The organism is Arcobacter cryaerophilus gv. crypticus (assembly GCF_002993025.1).
In the GTDB taxonomy this organism is placed as follows: domain Bacteria; phylum Campylobacterota; class Campylobacteria; order Campylobacterales; family Arcobacteraceae; genus Aliarcobacter; species Aliarcobacter cryaerophilus_B.
The window spans coordinates 39,671-55,975 of the sequence record NZ_NXGI01000002.1; the positions used below are offsets into that span (position 1 = coordinate 39,671).

The 16,305-nt window shown below is 26.0% G+C and carries 16 protein-coding genes; 3 read left to right on the top strand and 13 right to left on the bottom strand.

Annotated elements, in window-relative coordinates; all coding sequences use genetic code 11:
- Nucleotides 1–55: 55 nt before the first annotated feature.
- Nucleotides 56–499, top strand: a complete 444-nt coding sequence (locus tag CJ670_RS00585; protein ID WP_105938469.1) for a hemerythrin family protein — start codon at nucleotides 56–58, stop codon at nucleotides 497–499.
- 4 nt (nucleotides 500–503) lie between these two features.
- Here the strand turns inward: CJ670_RS00585 and CJ670_RS00590 are convergent, their stop codons facing one another.
- A complete protein-coding gene (locus CJ670_RS00590) occupies nucleotides 504–1,421 on the bottom strand; it encodes a metallophosphoesterase (RefSeq protein WP_342587559.1) in 918 nt (305 codons plus the stop codon).
- A 270-nt stretch (nucleotides 1,422–1,691) separates the two neighbouring features.
- Nucleotides 1,692–1,970: a helix-turn-helix domain-containing protein gene (locus CJ670_RS00595; RefSeq protein WP_105938471.1), complete on the bottom strand. Its 279-nt coding sequence runs from the start codon at nucleotides 1,968–1,970 to the stop codon at nucleotides 1,692–1,694.
- Between the two features lie 196 nt (nucleotides 1,971–2,166).
- On the opposite strand from CJ670_RS00595, the gene CJ670_RS00600 reads away from it, so the two are divergent.
- Both CJ670_RS00600 and CJ670_RS00605 read left to right on the top strand, forming a co-directional pair.
- Nucleotides 2,167–2,760: an outer membrane beta-barrel protein gene (locus tag CJ670_RS00600; protein WP_105938472.1), complete on the top strand. Its 594-nt coding sequence runs from the start codon at nucleotides 2,167–2,169 to the stop codon at nucleotides 2,758–2,760.
- Between the two features lie 80 nt (nucleotides 2,761–2,840).
- Nucleotides 2,841–3,341, top strand: coding sequence for a DUF4410 domain-containing protein (locus CJ670_RS00605; protein WP_105938473.1), 501 nt, complete (start codon nucleotides 2,841–2,843; stop codon nucleotides 3,339–3,341).
- 66 nt (nucleotides 3,342–3,407) lie between these two features.
- Here the strand turns inward: CJ670_RS00605 and CJ670_RS00610 are convergent, their stop codons facing one another.
- The 11 genes from CJ670_RS00610 to gltX form a co-directional block, all read right to left on the bottom strand.
- Entirely contained in the window at nucleotides 3,408–4,715 is a 1,308-nt protein-coding gene (locus CJ670_RS00610) for an aminotransferase class V-fold PLP-dependent enzyme (protein WP_105938748.1), read from the bottom strand.
- Between the two features lie 71 nt (nucleotides 4,716–4,786).
- A complete protein-coding gene (locus CJ670_RS00615) occupies nucleotides 4,787–6,079 on the bottom strand; it encodes a saccharopine dehydrogenase C-terminal domain-containing protein (RefSeq protein WP_105938474.1) in 1,293 nt (430 codons plus the stop codon).
- A gap of 209 nt (nucleotides 6,080–6,288) precedes the next feature.
- Entirely contained in the window at nucleotides 6,289–6,852 is a 564-nt protein-coding gene (locus tag CJ670_RS00620; RefSeq protein ID WP_105938475.1) for a YceI family protein, read from the bottom strand.
- Nucleotides 6,853–6,912: 60 nt separating this feature from the next.
- Complete coding sequence (locus tag CJ670_RS00625) at nucleotides 6,913–9,999, bottom strand: efflux RND transporter permease subunit (RefSeq protein WP_105938476.1); 3,087 nt, start codon at nucleotides 9,997–9,999, stop codon at nucleotides 6,913–6,915.
- Nucleotides 10,000–10,001: 2 nt separating this feature from the next.
- On the bottom strand, nucleotides 10,002–10,982 hold the full coding sequence (locus tag CJ670_RS00630; RefSeq protein WP_105938477.1) for an efflux RND transporter periplasmic adaptor subunit: 981 nt from the start codon (nucleotides 10,980–10,982) through the stop codon (nucleotides 10,002–10,004).
- Nucleotides 10,979–12,169, bottom strand: a complete 1,191-nt coding sequence (locus CJ670_RS00635) for a TolC family protein (RefSeq protein WP_105938478.1) — start codon at nucleotides 12,167–12,169, stop codon at nucleotides 10,979–10,981. Before CJ670_RS00635 ends, CJ670_RS00630 begins: the two co-directional genes overlap by 4 nt.
- Before the next feature lies 1 nt (nucleotide 12,170).
- Nucleotides 12,171–12,554, bottom strand: a complete 384-nt coding sequence (locus CJ670_RS00640; protein WP_105938479.1) for a FixH family protein — start codon at nucleotides 12,552–12,554, stop codon at nucleotides 12,171–12,173.
- 76 nt (nucleotides 12,555–12,630) lie between these two features.
- Nucleotides 12,631–13,632 carry a sensor histidine kinase gene (locus CJ670_RS00645; RefSeq protein ID WP_207763595.1) on the bottom strand — a complete coding sequence of 334 codons (1,002 nt, stop codon included), beginning with the start codon at nucleotides 13,630–13,632 and terminating at the stop codon, nucleotides 12,631–12,633.
- Between the two features lie 127 nt (nucleotides 13,633–13,759).
- On the bottom strand, nucleotides 13,760–14,416 hold the full coding sequence (locus tag CJ670_RS00650; protein ID WP_105938480.1) for a response regulator transcription factor: 657 nt from the start codon (nucleotides 14,414–14,416) through the stop codon (nucleotides 13,760–13,762).
- Between the two features lie 39 nt (nucleotides 14,417–14,455).
- Nucleotides 14,456–14,737 carry an RNA-binding regulator gene (locus CJ670_RS00655; protein WP_105911626.1) on the bottom strand — a complete coding sequence of 94 codons (282 nt, stop codon included), beginning with the start codon at nucleotides 14,735–14,737 and terminating at the stop codon, nucleotides 14,456–14,458.
- Between the two features lie 52 nt (nucleotides 14,738–14,789).
- Nucleotides 14,790–16,199 carry a glutamate--tRNA ligase gene (gene gltX / locus CJ670_RS00660; protein WP_105938481.1) on the bottom strand — a complete coding sequence of 470 codons (1,410 nt, stop codon included), beginning with the start codon at nucleotides 16,197–16,199 and terminating at the stop codon, nucleotides 14,790–14,792.
- Nucleotides 16,200–16,305: the final 106 nt, after the last annotated feature.

Here is a 16,305-nt window from a genome sequence, read left to right on the forward strand (position 1 = left end):
CAACATAAAATAATAGGTAAATAGATAATATCACAAAAATTTTTTAGGATTTAAAATGTTAATAGATAAAAATAGATTACCAATTGTTGATATGGATTTTATGAATGACACACACTATGAGGATGTTGATTTAATAAATGATCTTTATAAAAATATAGAACTTTATAATCAAGATAGCTCTTTAGAAAATTTTGAAAATCTAAAAATAAAATATAAAGAGTGGATTGAACATACTGTAAGCCATTTTGCAACTGAAGAAGAGGAGATGGTAAAAAGAGGCTTTTTCGCTTATCCATTTCATAAAGGTGAGCATGATGCAAATATTGAAGATATAAGAGCTGTTTGGGATAATTTTGAAAAAAACAGAGATATATTGGAACTTAAAAATTATATTGAATATGATGTAATAAATTGGCTTATAAATCATATAAAAAGTATGGATACAGTAACTGCAAGATTTTTCAAAACTGGAATGATGGGTGGTTGCGGAATGATGTAAAAGCTTAGGCTTTTGCCTCTTTTAGATTTAAAATTGTTATCTCACTACTAGCACCAAGTCTCATTGGTGGTCCCCAAAATCCTGTTCCTTTATTTACATACACTTGAGTTGTTTCATTGTGAACATTTAAACCTTTTACATAAGGTTGATCAAGTTTTACTAAGAAATTAAATGGAAAAATCTGACCTCCATGAGTGTGACCACATAAAATTAAATCAATATTTGATGTATTTGAAAGAGAGTTAATAAATTTTGGTTGATGTGCTAAAAGAACAGTTGGAGAGTTTTTACAATTTTCTAAAGCTTTATTAATATCTGGTTTAAAAAAATCAATTTTATTTCCAAATATATCATAAACTCCTGCTAAATTAAATCCAAGATTTTCATCACCAATATATACAGATTCATTTTCTAAAACTTTAATTCCAAGAGTGTTTACATAATCAATTATAGGAGTAACTCCGTGAAAATACTCATGATTTCCAACTATAAAATATGTTCCATATTTTGATTTTATATTTTTTAGCTCATCTAAAGCGGGTTTTGCAAATTCTAATTTAGTATCCACAAGGTCACCAGTTATTACTACAAGGTCACCATCTAAAACATTTACTTTTTTTACTAAATCTTCTATAAATTTTTTATCTATTAATCCACCAATATGAATATCACTTAGTTGAACTATTTTATATGGTTTTTTTAAATTTTTAATCTCTACATCTACAACTTCAAGTTCAATATGTCTTGCATTGTCAATCGCTTTTAGATTTGTTGCAAGAATTAGTGAAGTTGCACCAATATCAAAAGTTTTTTTGAAAAAATTTCTTCTTTGTGATGATATTTTTGATTTTTTGAAAGCTTTTTTAAATCCAATTGAAATGATATCGTGAAAAATAGTGATAATAAATGTTAAAAAAATCACCCCAATTGGTAGGGAAAGGAGAAAATAGAGCCAGTTAGGCACTAGTGGAAAGTATCTAGCCATTGGGTACAATAAAGCACCAAAAAATGTTAAATATAATGCAAAGCCAAGATACTTCCTAGTTTTAAGACTAAAATTTAGTTTATTTATAAATCTTTTTTTTATAGTATAGGTCTGAAGAAAAAATGCTACAAAATAAACTAAAAAGAAAATCATAAAACTCATAAAGGAATTATAAATATTTAGAGTTAATAGTTTTTAAATAGATAATTAATAGTTTGTATCTTTTGTTTTTATTATCTCATCTGTTCCTTCAAAAATATCTTTTATAGATACATCTAAAATTTTTGCTATTTTGAAAAGCTGAATTAAATTGAAATATTCACCGTTTTTTCTAATCTCCATTCTTCCAATATATGAAGCACTAGAATATCCCATCTCAACTGCTAATCTTAATTGGCTAAACCCTTTTGATTTTCTTATTTTAACAACATTCATAGAAATTAAATCTAAAAATTCTTTTGATTGATAATCTAAATATTCATTCAATTTTAACACCTTATATAGTGTTAATCTTATGAAGTTTAGTAAATTTAATGCAACCATATATATAGTGTTGCATTTATACACAACAATTATTTTTTATATTAAAATCTATGTAAAAAAATAAGAAAATAATTATAAACAGGTACAATCAAGATTAATACATTTTTTATGTATAAATTACAATTTAAGGAAATATAATATGATTAAAAAATCATTAGCAATGGCTAGTTTATTAGCTTTAGGAACATCTGCAATGGCAGTTGATGTGCAACCATATGTTGGAGCAGGTGCTGGAGTTAGTTTTGGTAAAACAGAAGTAACTGTTAATACACCAGGATATGTTTATCTTGGAGATGAATCAGAAAGAAAAAGTTCGGCATCTTTAATATTAAAAGGTGGAGCTATTTTAGATAGTTCTCATAGATTATCACTTTCTTATGCACCATCATTTCATAGTGATGCAAATGTTCATAATGTTATGGCTGGATATGATTATTTAATTCCATTAAATGATAAAAACAAATTATATGTAGGAGCTCATGCTGGTGTTTCTAGCTTCAAAGGTAAAGATGAAATAAGTGATTATAGTATGTCAGGATTTGCATATGGAGCACAAGCTGGTTATATTTACGATATTACAAAAAATATAGAGTTTGAATTTGGTTTAAATTATACAAAACATGATTTAGATAAAACTGGAACAATGAGAGCTAACAATGGTAATCCTGTATCAGTAAAGATTGAAATGAAAGATTCAATATCTACATTTGCGGGAATTAACTACAAATTCTAATTTTAATTTTCTTTAAAATTTCGAAAAAAAGGAAACTAATAAAATTAGTTTCCTAAATATATAATAAAACAAGGACAAGAATGAAAAAAATAGTTTATTTAAGTGTATTTTTTCTTTTAATTTTGTTTACTGGATGTTCCACAAAAAGCTCTTTAGTATTGAAAGATGGCTATTCCTTTAAAGAAAAACCAAGTATAAATATTGATAAAATTACAAATAATACTTCAAAAATATACGAACATAATATTGAAGAAACAATGAAAGAAGCTCTTATGAAAGAGTTTAAAGACAATAATCTTTTAGCTCTATCAGATAATTCAAATATTGATTTAGAAGTATCAATTTTAAATTATGAAGAGGGAAATGCTTTTAAAAGATGGTTGATGCCAGGTTGGGGAGCAACGATTTTAAATGTAGAGGCTATATTAAAAGAAAATGGAAATATTATAGCAACATCAAAAATCAATAATAATATACCAGCAGGTGGAGCATATACTATTGGAGCATGGAGACAAGTATTTTTTGATACAGCTGAAAAGTTAGTTGAAGATATTCAAAATGAGTATAAACAAAAGAAATGATTTGTTTTCAAATATTTAGATTAAAAAAAGATAAGCAAAATTGCTTATCTTAAAAATCTTATTGAACTAAACCAAACTCTTTTTAATCTCATCAACCAAAGCTTTGATTTCATCTTTTGTTTGAATATAGTGAACTCCAACTCTAAGCCAACCTGGTCGATTTTTCATAGATACTTTTTTAAGTCCCAGTAAATCATGCCCATAAGGTCCAGCACAAGAACAACCAGCTCTAGTTTGGAAACCACTATTTGAAAGTTTTTCGCATAATGTGTAAGGATTAAAATCTTTTATATTAAAAGATACAATACCAATATTATGGCTCTTTTTATTTCCATAAATAAGTAGATTTTGTACACTTTTTAACTCTTCTAATAGGTATAAATATAACTCTTTTTTTCTATTTTCTATAAATTCAAATCCTATTTCATTTCTTAATTTATATGCCAAAGCAGCTCTTATAAATTGTGTAATTGCTGGAGTTCCAGCATCTTCTCTTACTTCTATTTGTTCTTCATATATTTGATTATTTTTATTTACATATTTTACGGTTCCTCCACCTGCAAAACTTGGTGGTAAAGATGTATCTACTAAATATTTTTTAACTACCAAAATTCCACAAGATCCAACACCTCCTAAAAGTTTATGAGGAGATAAAAATAGTGCATCATAATATGATGATGAGATATTTATGTATGAACTACTTGCAGCTGCATCAAAACAGACAGTTGCCTTATATTTTCTTAAAAGATTTGATATTTTTTTGTAGCAAGTTATTATTCCACTTACATTTGAAGCTATTGTAAAAGAGCCTATAATTTCACGATTTTTATTTTTTTCTAATATATTTTCTAAGTGTTCAAGGTCTATTAGACCATCTTTTCTAAGTTTCACTCTTTTAACTTGTGCCAAACTCTCTCTAAAACTAACCTCATTTGAGTGATGTTCATAGGGTCCAACAATTACCAAAGGCATAGACTTTTTATCTATTTTTAGACCTTTTTCTTTTAGCCTCTCTTTTGTTTTTGGTGGAATATAAACTCCTAAAATCTCTTGTAGTTTTTTTATAGCACCAGTTGCTCCTGAACCACAAGGTAAAATAGTAAAGCTATCATCAATTTCTAAACTTTTTTGTAAAGTTTGTCTAGCATCTTCATAATATTTAGTAGTAATTTTTGCATTACTACTCTCTTTTGAGTGAGTGTTTGCATAAGTTTCTAAAACTTCGTGGATTCTATTTTCAATTTGTCTAAAAGCAAGACCTGAGGCTGTGAAATCAAAATATTTATCTTTGTTTTTACCTATTGTGTTATATCTAAGAAAATTCAGTTTATCACTATTCTCATTTAAAAATGGTCTAAAAATATCTTTTTGCATAAAACTCTTCTTTTTAAAATTATTTATAAAATTTATATAAACCATAATTTTATCTTATTTATATTTTAGAACTATTTAATCTGGTTTATTAGATTTATTTTATAGTTTCCTAGCTCTCTTTTTATAATATCATTTGTAGTATGTTCAAAAAGTTCTGGAAGATTTTCACTTAAAATTACCCCACCTAAACTCTTTTTATTTAATAATGAGTAGTAAATTAAAATTCCAGCTGCAACTCCTGTTGGATAAGATACATAAGTTGAACCTGAGTAAGGTGTTTTTAAAAGTTCTCTATACTTGTTAAAAGATAGACCAACTGATTCTATAGTTCTTATTTTTTCATCATTTTGAGGATATAAAATTTCTAAATATATATCAGCAACTGCTGAAAATTCAGCATATTTAATTGTTTTTTTCTTTATATAATCTTCAACAATTTCAGGAGTTTTCATTTTTGGAACTATATTTTTTATAATTGTATTAATCGATATTTTTGAATCACTGTTTTCATAGCAATATTTATTTGAAAATAAATTTAGCTGGTATAAGTTTTTCATTAGTTCAATTTCACTTCCACCAACAAATAATTTAAGATTTTCAATTTGAGGAAAACTTTGTTTTAGAGATATTAATTCCTCTTGAAAAACTGGATAAATATCTACAAAATTTCTAAAATATGGAAATTTATATACTTTTGATTTTGAAAATGGTTCAATAGTTTTTGGTCTATTCTTTTTATAAAAAACTGGAGGAAATGCAAGCTCATCAATAGCTACTTTTGGTGACCACGAAAAGATTAGTTTTTTTGATTGAATCTCTTCTAAAAGATTAATCTCTAATTTTTTAATCTTAACTTCATAAGGAAGATTTTTTAAAGAGTGTATTTTTTCACCAATTAAAAAATTTGTAATTCCAGGAGAAATTCCAAGATTTATTAAAGCAAATAAATTTTTATCTTTAAACTCTTTTTCTAAAATTTGTTGATCAAATTTAAGTGTTGAGATTATCTCATCTTTATAAATATCACTTGCCAAATCAGTATAATTTGTGTTGTATTTCAAAGCTAAATTCATAATATCTAGATTAAAAGATGGAGTAGAACTATTTATAAAAATATCACTATTTTTTAAATATTTTGCATATTTTTTACTATCTTCAAAAATCTCTTCAAAATGTTTTATCTCTAAAAAATCCGATTTATTCAAAACATTACTATTTTTGAAAAAATGACCTTGAGCTTTTTTTATATTTCTTACCACAAATATAAAATTTATATCTTTTTGTTTACTTTTATTAGAAAGTTCATCCAATAAAGTTGCCATAACACTACAAACAGCACCAACCCCAAAAAAAACTATCTTCATATGTACCCCTGAAATTATTTAAAATATTATAATATTTTTGTATTTTATTTCAAAGGTACTTAAAGGTAGAAACAAAAGCCATATTTGGAAAGTTTTACATATAAAAATTGATATTTTGGTAAATTTAAGGTTCTAATTTGGGAGAAAATAGTGCAAGAATTACTTATGGAAAAGAGGAGATTAATCCTCTAATCCTACTTTGTGGTCATTTATTGTTTTTTAGCTTCAATATCAACTTTTATTTTTACTTCATCTGAAACTGCTACACCACCTAGCTCTATTGCCTTGTTCCATTTTAGATCAAAATCTTGACGATTAATTTTTCCTTCAATAGAAAAACCAACTTTATCTCCCAGAATAGCTATATCTTCAACTTCTAAAACTACTGGCTTTGTAATTCCTCTGATAGTTAAATTTCCTGTCATTTTTCCATCATCTCCATCTGCTTTATAAGATGTCATCTCAAATGTCATTTTAGGAAACTTTTCAACAGCAAAAAAATCATCGCTTCTTAAGTGATTATCTCTTTTTTCAATTCCTGTATCAATTGATTTTGTATCAATATTTGTAACTAATTTTTTAAATGTTTTCGTAGCATCATCAAATTCAACTTTTGCATCATAAGATGTGAATTTTCCATGAACATTTGTAACCATCATGTGTTTTACAGTAAACCCTACATTTGAGTGTGCATTATCTACGCTATATGAAGCAGCCATTAGTAAACCTGTTGATAATATCATCCCACTAGCAATTTTTGATAAGATTTTCATTCTATCTCCTTTTATTTTGTATTAACGGTTCAATTCTATATTTTTATAATTAATCAAATATTAATCAATTATTTTATCTTTTTTTAATATTACTAAATAAAAAATAGCAGGAATTATAATTAAAGTTAAAATAGTTGAACTTAACATCCCACCAATCATAGGAGCAGCAACTCTTTGCATAACTTCACTTCCAATTGAATCAATATACATAATAGGAATAAGTCCTCCTAATATTGCAAAAAGAGTCATTAGCTTTGGTCGAAGTCTTAAAACAGCTCCATGATATATTGCATCTTTTAGTGCAACATTTGTTTTTTCTTTAATATTTTTATATGCTTCATCCAAATATAGCATCATAACAATAGAAGTCTCAGCAGCAACTCCTAAAAGAGCCATAAATCCAACAATAACAGCAATAGAGATATTAAATCCTAAATATTCTATATAAAATACTCCACCACTAAGAGCAAAAGGAAGTGTACAAAATATTATCAATGTATATTTTAAATTTTTTAGTGCTAAATAAATCAAAATGAATATAAACATTAAAACTATTGGAATAATAAAGCTTAATTTTGACATTGCTTGTTGTAAAAACTCACTTTGTCCTGACCACTCAAAATAGTAACCATCTGGAAGTTTTAAATCTTTTAAAAGTTTATTTGCATCATTTTTATATTGTTGTATAGAAAAATCACTTTTTGGACTAATATAGACATAAGCAACTTTAAGTGCTTTTTCCGATTGAATTATTGAAGGACTCTCTTCATAAGACAAAGTGGCAAATGTTTTAAGTGGTTTAAATCCTAAATTAGTTTTTATTTGAAGATTTTCTAAAGCTTTTATATCTTCTCTATATTGTGATTCATATCTTAAGCTTATTGGATATCTCTCTAAATTATCTAAAAACAGAGTTAATTGTTCAGCTCCAACTCCAATGCTTAAAGTTTCTAAAATAGTGTTTTTATTTATGTTGTATCTACTTATTTTCTCATCATCTATTTTTATATTTAAATAATATCCTTGATTTATTTTATCTGCACTAACACTCATAGAGCCTTCATATTTTTTCAAAATATTCTCTATTTTTGAGCTCTCTTCTTGTAAAACTTCTAAATCTTTACCATAAAGTTTTATTCCCAAAGGTGTTCTAATTCCTGTAAGTAACATATCAATTCTACCTTTAATTGGATATGTCCATGTATTTATAAGACCTGGAATTTGAAGTTTTTTATCCATCTCATCAATTAATTTTTTATAAGTCATCCCTTCTCTCCACTGCGATTGTGGTTTAAAAGTTATAATTGTTTCAATCATTGCAAGTGGTGCTGGATCTGTTGCTGTAGCAGCTCTTCCAGCTTTTGCAAAAGCATTTTGAACTTCTGGAAAAGATTTTATAACCATATTTGTTTTTTGTGTCAACTCTTTTGCTAAATCAGCTCCAATTCCATAGGGAGTTACAGGCATATACATAAATGTTGCTTCATTTAATGTAGGCATAAACTCCCATTTTTGTTTTGAATATGTATATAATGCAAAAATTATAATTATAAAAAAGATAGTAACCACCAAGTATTTTAATTTTAAACTCAATCTTAATATTGGTGAATAAATTTTTATAAAAAAACTATTTAAGATATTTTTATCTTCTTTGATAATTTTACCTTTTATAAAATATATCATCAAAATTGGCACTAAGGTAATTGAAAGTATTGCACCACTTAACATGGCAAATGTTTTTGTAAAAGCAAGTGGTGAAAATAGTTTTCCTTCTTGACCACTAAGTGCAAATATAGGTAAAAAAGAGATAACAACCAAAAGTAGGGCAAAGAAAATAGGACGACCTACTTGTTTTGCTGAAGATAATATTATCTCAATTCTTTGCTCTTTAGTAATATTATCTTTTCCTTGAAGATGTTTATGAGCATTTTCAACCATTACTATTGTTGCATCAACCATAGCTCCAATTGCAATTGCAATTCCACCTAAACTCATAATATTTGAGCCAATATTAAATATCTTCATAAGTAAAAAACTAATCATTACAGTTAAAGGAAGAGTAATGATTATAATTAAAGCACTTCTAAAATGAAACAAGAATATTGCAACTATTAACATAACAATAATTGACTCTTCAATCAAAGTTCTTTTTAAAGTATCAATTGCAGCATCAATCAAAGATGTTCTATCATAAACCTCCACTATTTCAATATCATCAAGATTTAGAGAATGTAATTTAGCTTTTACATTTTTAATTACACTATGAACATCAACACCATATCTAGTTACTACAATTCCTCCAACAACCTCACCTTCACCATTTAGTTCAGCAACGCCTCTTCTATCATTTGAAGTAAGATTAACCTCAGCTATATCTTTTATTTTCAAAGGTGTATTATTTTGAGTCTTTATAGTTATATTTTCAATATCTTTTTTAGATTTTAAATATGCTCTTGCACTAATAATTTGTTCATAACCATTTTCAAGTATTACTCTTGCTCCACTATCATTATTATTTTTAGTAATTGCTTCTTTAATCTCTTCTATACCTAAATCATATTGCACTAATCTATCTTGATTTAGTGTAATTTCATAGTTTCGTACAAATCCACCAACTGATGCCACTTCACTAACTCCATCAACTCCTAAAAGTGCAAATTTATAAAAATAGTCTTGCAAAGTTCTAAGCTCATCAAGACTTCTATTTTTTGATTTTAGTGCATACTCATAAGCCCAACCAACACCTGAAGCATCAGGACCTAATTTTACTTTTGCAAGAGTAGGAAATGTTCCTTGTAAAGTTGAAAGTTGTTCTAATATTCTACTTCGTGCATCATATAAATCAACTCCATCTTTGAAAATTACATATATCATAGAAGTTGAAAAACTGCTCATAGCTCTTATTGTTTCAATTTTTGGAAGACTCATAAGATTTGAAATTAGTGGATATGATATTTGTTCCTCTATTGTCTTTGCACTTTGATTACTCCATTCAACTTCAATTATTACTTGATTTGCAGATAAATCAGGAATAGCATCTAAACTTGTATTTTTTATAGCATATATTGAAGCAAAAGATAGAAGCAGGGTGATAAAAATTACAATAAAACGGTTTTTTACACTTAAGTCTATTATTTTTTCAACCATTTTTACCACTCCTCATCTGAAGTTTCATCATAAAGTCTATTTGTCATAGCATCTGCATCGTATAAGAATAAAGAGTTGTTTATAACCTCATCATCAATATCTAAACCACTTAAAATTTCATATTTATCACCACTTACTCTTTTTGCTTCTATTTTTTTAGGTATAAACTCACCATTTTCTTTTGGAATAAATACATAATAAGAGTTTGATTTTTTAATAACTGCACTTTTTGGTAAAACTAAAATCTCTTTACTCTCTTTTTCTATTTTTGCTTTCCCAAACATTGAAGGCAAAATCTTATTTTCTGAATTTTCAATAATGAATCTTATATCTACTGTTTTTTTCTCTTCATTAAAAACTGGATATATAAAATCAACTTTTGCTAAAATTGGATTTTCCACTCCATCAAGTTTAATTATTGAATTCATATTTGCTTTTATAAAACTCAGATCTTCTTGATATATAGAAGCTACAAACCAAATATCTTCAAGTGATGAAATTTGAAAAAGAGTTTTTCCTTTTTCTACATAAGATTTATTATTTATATTTTTTTGTGTGATTATTCCTGAAATTGGTGAACTTATAACTACTTCATTGTTTACAAACTTTGCATTTCTTATATCAAAATTTTCTAATTTACTATTTGCTTTATCATATAAATTTTTATTTAAATCTTTTGCTATTTCAATCTCAGCTTTTATTGATGCAATATCGCTTGAATAAATTGTATATAAAGTTTCACCTTTTTTAATATTCATATAATTTTTATTTGCATTTAAATGTGTAATATATCCATCAAACCTGCTTACAATATCTATCGTTTTACTCTCATTTAGTTTTGTAATTCCATAAAACTCTTTTGATTCTTTAAAACTCTCTTTTTTTACTTTTACTTTTTCAATATTAAAGAGTTGTTTAGCATCTATTGGATTTGAACTAAGATTTATAGCTATAAGCATTATAGTTAAGATTATTTTTTTCATTTTACACCTTTATTTGAGTAATATATAAGTTCACTGTAGTTCTCAAAATATTTTTCAAGCTGTTCACTTGCTTTCATCTCATAATCAATTAATTCATTTAAACTATTTAGATTCTCTTTTAAACTCTCTTTATCAAATCCTACAAACTCTTCTAAAACTTTTTGTATTTTTTGTTTTATAGGTACAATTTTTTCTTGAAGGATTTTATAATTTGTTTTATATTGCTCTAAATTATTTAAATATATTTTTGTTTGTAATCTTAGATTATGAATTTGACTATCTAGTTTATTATTAGTTTCATTTGTATTTAAATTCGCTTTTAATTTATTAATATTTTCTGTATTATAAATTGGTAGAGGCATAGACATTGTAATATTTGCATAATCTTGCTCTTTATTTTGCATATATTCTAAAGCTAAAGTTATACTTGAAAACTTTTTTGCATCTTCAAGTTGTGCACTGTCTTTATATTTTTGGCTTGTTGTTTGAAGTGTTTGTATCTTTGGATGAAATATTAATTGTTCTTCAATTTGTTGTCTGTTTATATCTTTTAGTACTAAGTTATCATCAATTTTATCAATCTTTTCATAACTTATTTGCTCTAAACTTAGGTATAAATTATCTTTTGTTGTTTGAAGTTCATTTATTTTTATTTGTAATTCATATTTTGAAATTTGTGTATTTAATATCTCATTTAAAGATACTTTATCATATGAATATAATTTTGTATAAAGTTCTTCTAATCTATTTAAATTTTTTTTATATTCATTTAGCAGTTTTAATCTATTTTCTAAAATTAAAATAGTGTATGAATATAGATAAATTTTTGATTCAAATTCTAGCTTTAAATCTTGTAGAGTTTGTTCTTGTAATAATTTATCTTTTTTTGCAATACTCTCTTCAAGTTCAAGTTTTTTACCAATAGGTATGGCTTGAGATAACTCAATTCCATACTCTTTTTGATTATTTACGTAGTTTTTATTCAGCATAATATCATTTGCTTTTAAGCTTATCATTGGATTTTCCCAATTTTTAGCCTGTTTTATTTGGAAATTAGCAATTTCAATAGAGTTTTCAAGGCTTTTAATATCAAAATTATTTTGTAAACTCTTTTGTACTATATTTTCAATTGAAGTTCCAAATAAATAACTAGCAAAAATTAGTGAAGTAAAAACTACTTTTTTCATTTTAGAAGCTCACACTACTTTTTACAGAGTGAACTTTATCATCAGCTGTTTTAAATCTGATATTATATTGCCAAGTTCCATCCATACAGAAATTAATTACAAAACTATAAATGCCATTTTCAAATTTTCCTTCACCTTCATGCTCCATATATGGCATTCCTGGCATTTCTGGCATAAAAAATTTAGCTTTTAATTTAGCATCATTTATCTCTTTTCCATCTTTTGTGATTTTCACAAAAAACTCATTACTTCCTGCACTTAAATCTCTTTTGCTTGTAAGTTCAAGATTGTATCCATCAACATTTAAACTCTCTTTTAATGAGTTCGCATTTAAAATAGTAGCTGTTAGAAACATAACTACAAAAGCTTTTAATACTCTTTTCATTTTCATTAATCCTTTATATTATGATTTATGAAAATTTACCAAAAGCTTTGTGTAGTTTGTGTGTAGATTTATATTTTTAGAGTTTTAAAGTAAAAGTTGAACCTATATTTTCCAAAGATTGAACATCTATTTTAATATTGTAAGTTTTACAAATCATATTTACAATATTAAGTCCTAAACCAAAACCACCACTTTGATTTGTTGCTCTATAATATCTGTTGAAAATATCTTTTATTTTATCTTTTGATATTCCAATACCACTATCTTTTATTATTAATTCTTTATTTTGTAAGGTAATATCTATATTTCCATCAGTTTTATTATATTTTATAGCATTTGAGAATATATTATTAAAAAGCCTTATAAAATCATCTTCATTTATATCGTAAAAGAACTCTTCTATATTAAGGTTTATTTTTAATCTTTTTCTAGCAATCATTGGTTCAAAACTTATAATTTCTTCTTTCATAACTTTTGATAAATCTAATTTACGTGAGCTCTTTTTTTCAATATTTCCTAAAAATATATATGTCAAATCTTTATAAATCTCACTAACTCTTTTTGCACTAAATTTTATTCTATGTATTTGTTTTTTAGTTAAATTATCATCTTCGCAAGACATAATTATTGCACTTATTGGTGTGTTTAATTCATGAGTAGTGTCTTTTATAAAGTTATTTAATCTTTTTCTCTCATCTTTTATTGGTTTTAAAAATAGTTTGGCTAATGACCAGCTAAGAATAGCAATTATTGTATAAAATATTAAAAAAATAAGAAAAATATTTAATTTTAAATTTGATATTTTCTCTTTTAAACTATTGTCTTTCAAAGCTATATACCAAATTCCTAAGTGACCAACAGTTGAACTATCAACAATAATTAATTTCTCTTCATCATTATAAAAATTTTGTTCAAAATTTAACTTTTCATCTAAATTTCCAAATAATAGATTTTTATCTTTATCATAAAAAGAGATTTTATAGTTTTGATTATTCAAATATAGATTTTTATTAAATTCACTATCTAGCATATGTGATATTATTATCTCATTTGAAACTTTAGATACTATATTTTGCATATTTGATTTTACTAAATCCAAATAAAGTGTCTTCTCATTTTGATAATAGAAAAATAGGGCAATTAACATTAATATAAAAGAAGATCCTAAATAAAGAGCTAAAAAGCTAAAAAAGCTTTTCTTTTCACTAGAAGTTAAATCTATATCCAACTCCTCTTATATTTAATATTCTATCTTCTCCCAATATTTTTCGCAGATTTTTTATATAAGTTCTAATAGTAGAGCTTTCTACACTATCTTCATATGACCAAATATTATTTATAATTTCTTCAATACTAATAGTTTTTTTTGAATTGTTTACTAAATAAGCAAGAATTTCCGACTCTTTTTTTGAGATTATAAAGCTCTTTTTATCTAAATTTATCTCCAAATTTTGTAAATCTAAATAACTATTTTCATCTATTTTTATAATTTTTGTATCTATATTAAAAAGCCTTTTTATATTATTTATTCTAATATCAAGTTCTTTTAATTCAAAAGGTTTTTTAATATAGTCATCGCATCCACTGTCAAATCCTTTTTGCATATCTTCGATCATATTTAGTGATGTTATAAATATTGTAGGAGTTAAAATATTATTATTTCTTAGCTCCTCTAATAGTTCAAAGCCATTCAAATCTGGTACATTTACATCTAAAAGTAGTAAATCAAAAGTTTTTGAATATAGCTCTTTTGTAGCTTCATTTGAAGAAAAGGTTGTAGTAATTTGATGTTTTTGTTTTATTAAGTGTTCTTCGAGAATTTCATTTAAAATTAAATCATCTTCAAGAAGTAAGATTTTCATATTTGCATAAAAAAAGGGGCTTTTAAACCCCTTGTAGTCTTAGAAGTTTCTTCTAGGTCTGCTGTCTCTTGGTCTATCTTCTTTTGGTTTAGCTTCGTTTACTCTTAAAGTTCTACCATCAGTTTCTTTACCATTTAAAGCTTCAATAGCAGCATTTCCTGCGCTAGCTTCTTCCATTTCAACAAAAGCAAAACCTTTAGATCTTCCTGTTTCTTTGTCCATAATTATCTTTGCACTTTTAACTGCACCAAATTTAGCAAAAGCTGCTTCTAAATCATTATCGCTCATTTTGTACGATAAATTCCCAACGTAAATGTTCATATTTTTAATCCTTTGAAAAAGTTAGATATTATGCCTTAATATTTTTTTAAAATCAAGAGTTTTGGAAATTTTTTTCCAAAGCTTTTGAAATTCTTGCATTACTTTCAGCAAAATCTAAGATAAAAAGAATATCGTAAACAGATGGTGCTTGTGTTCCACCTGTTAATGCAATCCTTATAGGCTGGAACAATTGTGGGAATTTTAAGCCTTTTGCTTCTATAAATGGTTTTGTAATATTTTCAAGTTCACTAGGTGATGAAAAACTACTTTGATTTTTTTCTAAAAGTTCTAAATACTCTTTTAAAATAGAATTTGTATCTTCTTTTACAAATTTTTTAACTCCAGCTTCTTCAAACTCTTTTGGAGCATCTTTTATGTCAAGAATAGATTTTTTTAACTCAACTAGAGTATTTGCTCTTTGTTTAGAAAGATTTAAAATCTCATCTTTTTTAGAATAATTAGTTAAATCTAAATCAAAAAATTTCAACTCTTCTACTAACTTATCGTTTGTTCTAGCTTTTATATATTCACTATTTAACCATAAAAGTTTTTCAGCATTATATGCAGATGCTGATTTATTTATATTTTTTGGATCAAATAGTTCTAGCATCTCTTTCATACTAAATATCTCTTGATCTTTATTTGACCAACCAAGTCTTACTAAAAAGTTAAGTAAAGCTTCTGGTAAATATCCAAGTCTTTTATATTCCATAACATCCATAGCACCATCTCTTTTAGATAGTTTTTTACCTTCAGGATTATTTATCATTGGTACATGATAAAAATTTGGATGTTTTACTCCTAAAGCATTATATATAACTATTTGTTTTGGAGTATTTGATAAGTGATCATCACCTCTTATTACATCTGTAATTTGCATTAACATATCATCAATCGTAACAACAAAATTATATGTTGGCATTCCATTGCTTCTTGCAATTACAAAATCATCAACAAAAGAAGCATCAAATTTCATATCACCTTTTACGCCATCGCTAAATCTTATCTCTCCTGTTTTTGGAGCTTTGATTCTAATAACAGGCTCAATTCCTTCCGGAATTGCAGGTAAAACTTTTCCATCTTCTGGTCTCCATGTTTCATCATATCTTGGAGTTTGTTTTGCTGCTTCTTGAGTAGCTCTTAAACTATCTAGTTCATCTTTGCTCATATAACATTTATAAGCATTTCCATTTTCAAGAAGTTTGTTGATGTACTCTTTATATATATCTGTTCTTTTTGATTGATATTCAACTTCATCATCATAAGATAAACCTACCCAATCAAAAGCTTCGATTATAGCTTTTAAAGCATCATCACTATTTCTTGCTAAATCTGTATCTTCAATTCTAAGTTTGAAAACTCCACCATTTTTTCTTGCCCATAAATAACTATAAAGTGCTGTTCTTAATCCACCAATATGCAAATATCCTGTTGGGCTTGGTGCAAATCTTGTAACTGTCATATTAATTCTCCTCAAATTTATCATTTTGTTTATCATCTTTATTGTGAATATAAAATCCAATAGCACTAGAAAGTACTACAACTATTATAAAAATAATTAAAGCTAT

What these genes read in the sequence shown, in the direction of transcription:
- CJ670_RS00585 (WP_105938469.1), top strand. Translation starts at nt 56, where the DNA reads ATGTTAATAGATAAAAATAGATTACCAATTGTTGATATGGATTTTATG.
- CJ670_RS00600 (WP_105938472.1), top strand. Translation starts at nt 2,167, where the DNA reads ATGATTAAAAAATCATTAGCAATGGCTAGTTTATTAGCTTTAGGAACA.
- CJ670_RS00605 (WP_105938473.1), top strand. Translation starts at nt 2,841, where the DNA reads ATGAAAAAAATAGTTTATTTAAGTGTATTTTTTCTTTTAATTTTGTTT.
- CJ670_RS00610 (WP_105938748.1), bottom strand. Translation starts at nt 4,715, where the DNA reads ATGCAAAAAGATATTTTTAGACCATTTTTAAATGAGAATAGTGATAAA.
- CJ670_RS00615 (WP_105938474.1), bottom strand. Translation starts at nt 6,079, where the DNA reads ATGAAGATAGTTTTTTTTGGGGTTGGTGCTGTTTGTAGTGTTATGGCA.
- CJ670_RS00620 (WP_105938475.1), bottom strand. Translation starts at nt 6,852, where the DNA reads ATGAAAATCTTATCAAAAATTGCTAGTGGGATGATATTATCAACAGGT.
- CJ670_RS00625 (WP_105938476.1), bottom strand. Translation starts at nt 9,999, where the DNA reads ATGGTTGAAAAAATAATAGACTTAAGTGTAAAAAACCGTTTTATTGTA.
- CJ670_RS00630 (WP_105938477.1), bottom strand. Translation starts at nt 10,982, where the DNA reads ATGAAAAAAATAATCTTAACTATAATGCTTATAGCTATAAATCTTAGT.
- CJ670_RS00635 (WP_105938478.1), bottom strand. Translation starts at nt 12,169, where the DNA reads ATGAAAAAAGTAGTTTTTACTTCACTAATTTTTGCTAGTTATTTATTT.
- CJ670_RS00640 (WP_105938479.1), bottom strand. Translation starts at nt 12,554, where the DNA reads ATGAAAAGAGTATTAAAAGCTTTTGTAGTTATGTTTCTAACAGCTACT.
- CJ670_RS00645 (WP_207763595.1), bottom strand. Translation starts at nt 13,632, where the DNA reads ATGCAAAATATAGTATCTAAAGTTTCAAATGAGATAATAATATCACAT.
- CJ670_RS00650 (WP_105938480.1), bottom strand. Translation starts at nt 14,416, where the DNA reads ATGAAAATCTTACTTCTTGAAGATGATTTAATTTTAAATGAAATTCTC.
- CJ670_RS00655 (WP_105911626.1), bottom strand. Translation starts at nt 14,737, where the DNA reads ATGAACATTTACGTTGGGAATTTATCGTACAAAATGAGCGATAATGAT.
- gltX (WP_105938481.1), bottom strand. Translation starts at nt 16,199, where the DNA reads ATGACAGTTACAAGATTTGCACCAAGCCCAACAGGATATTTGCATATT.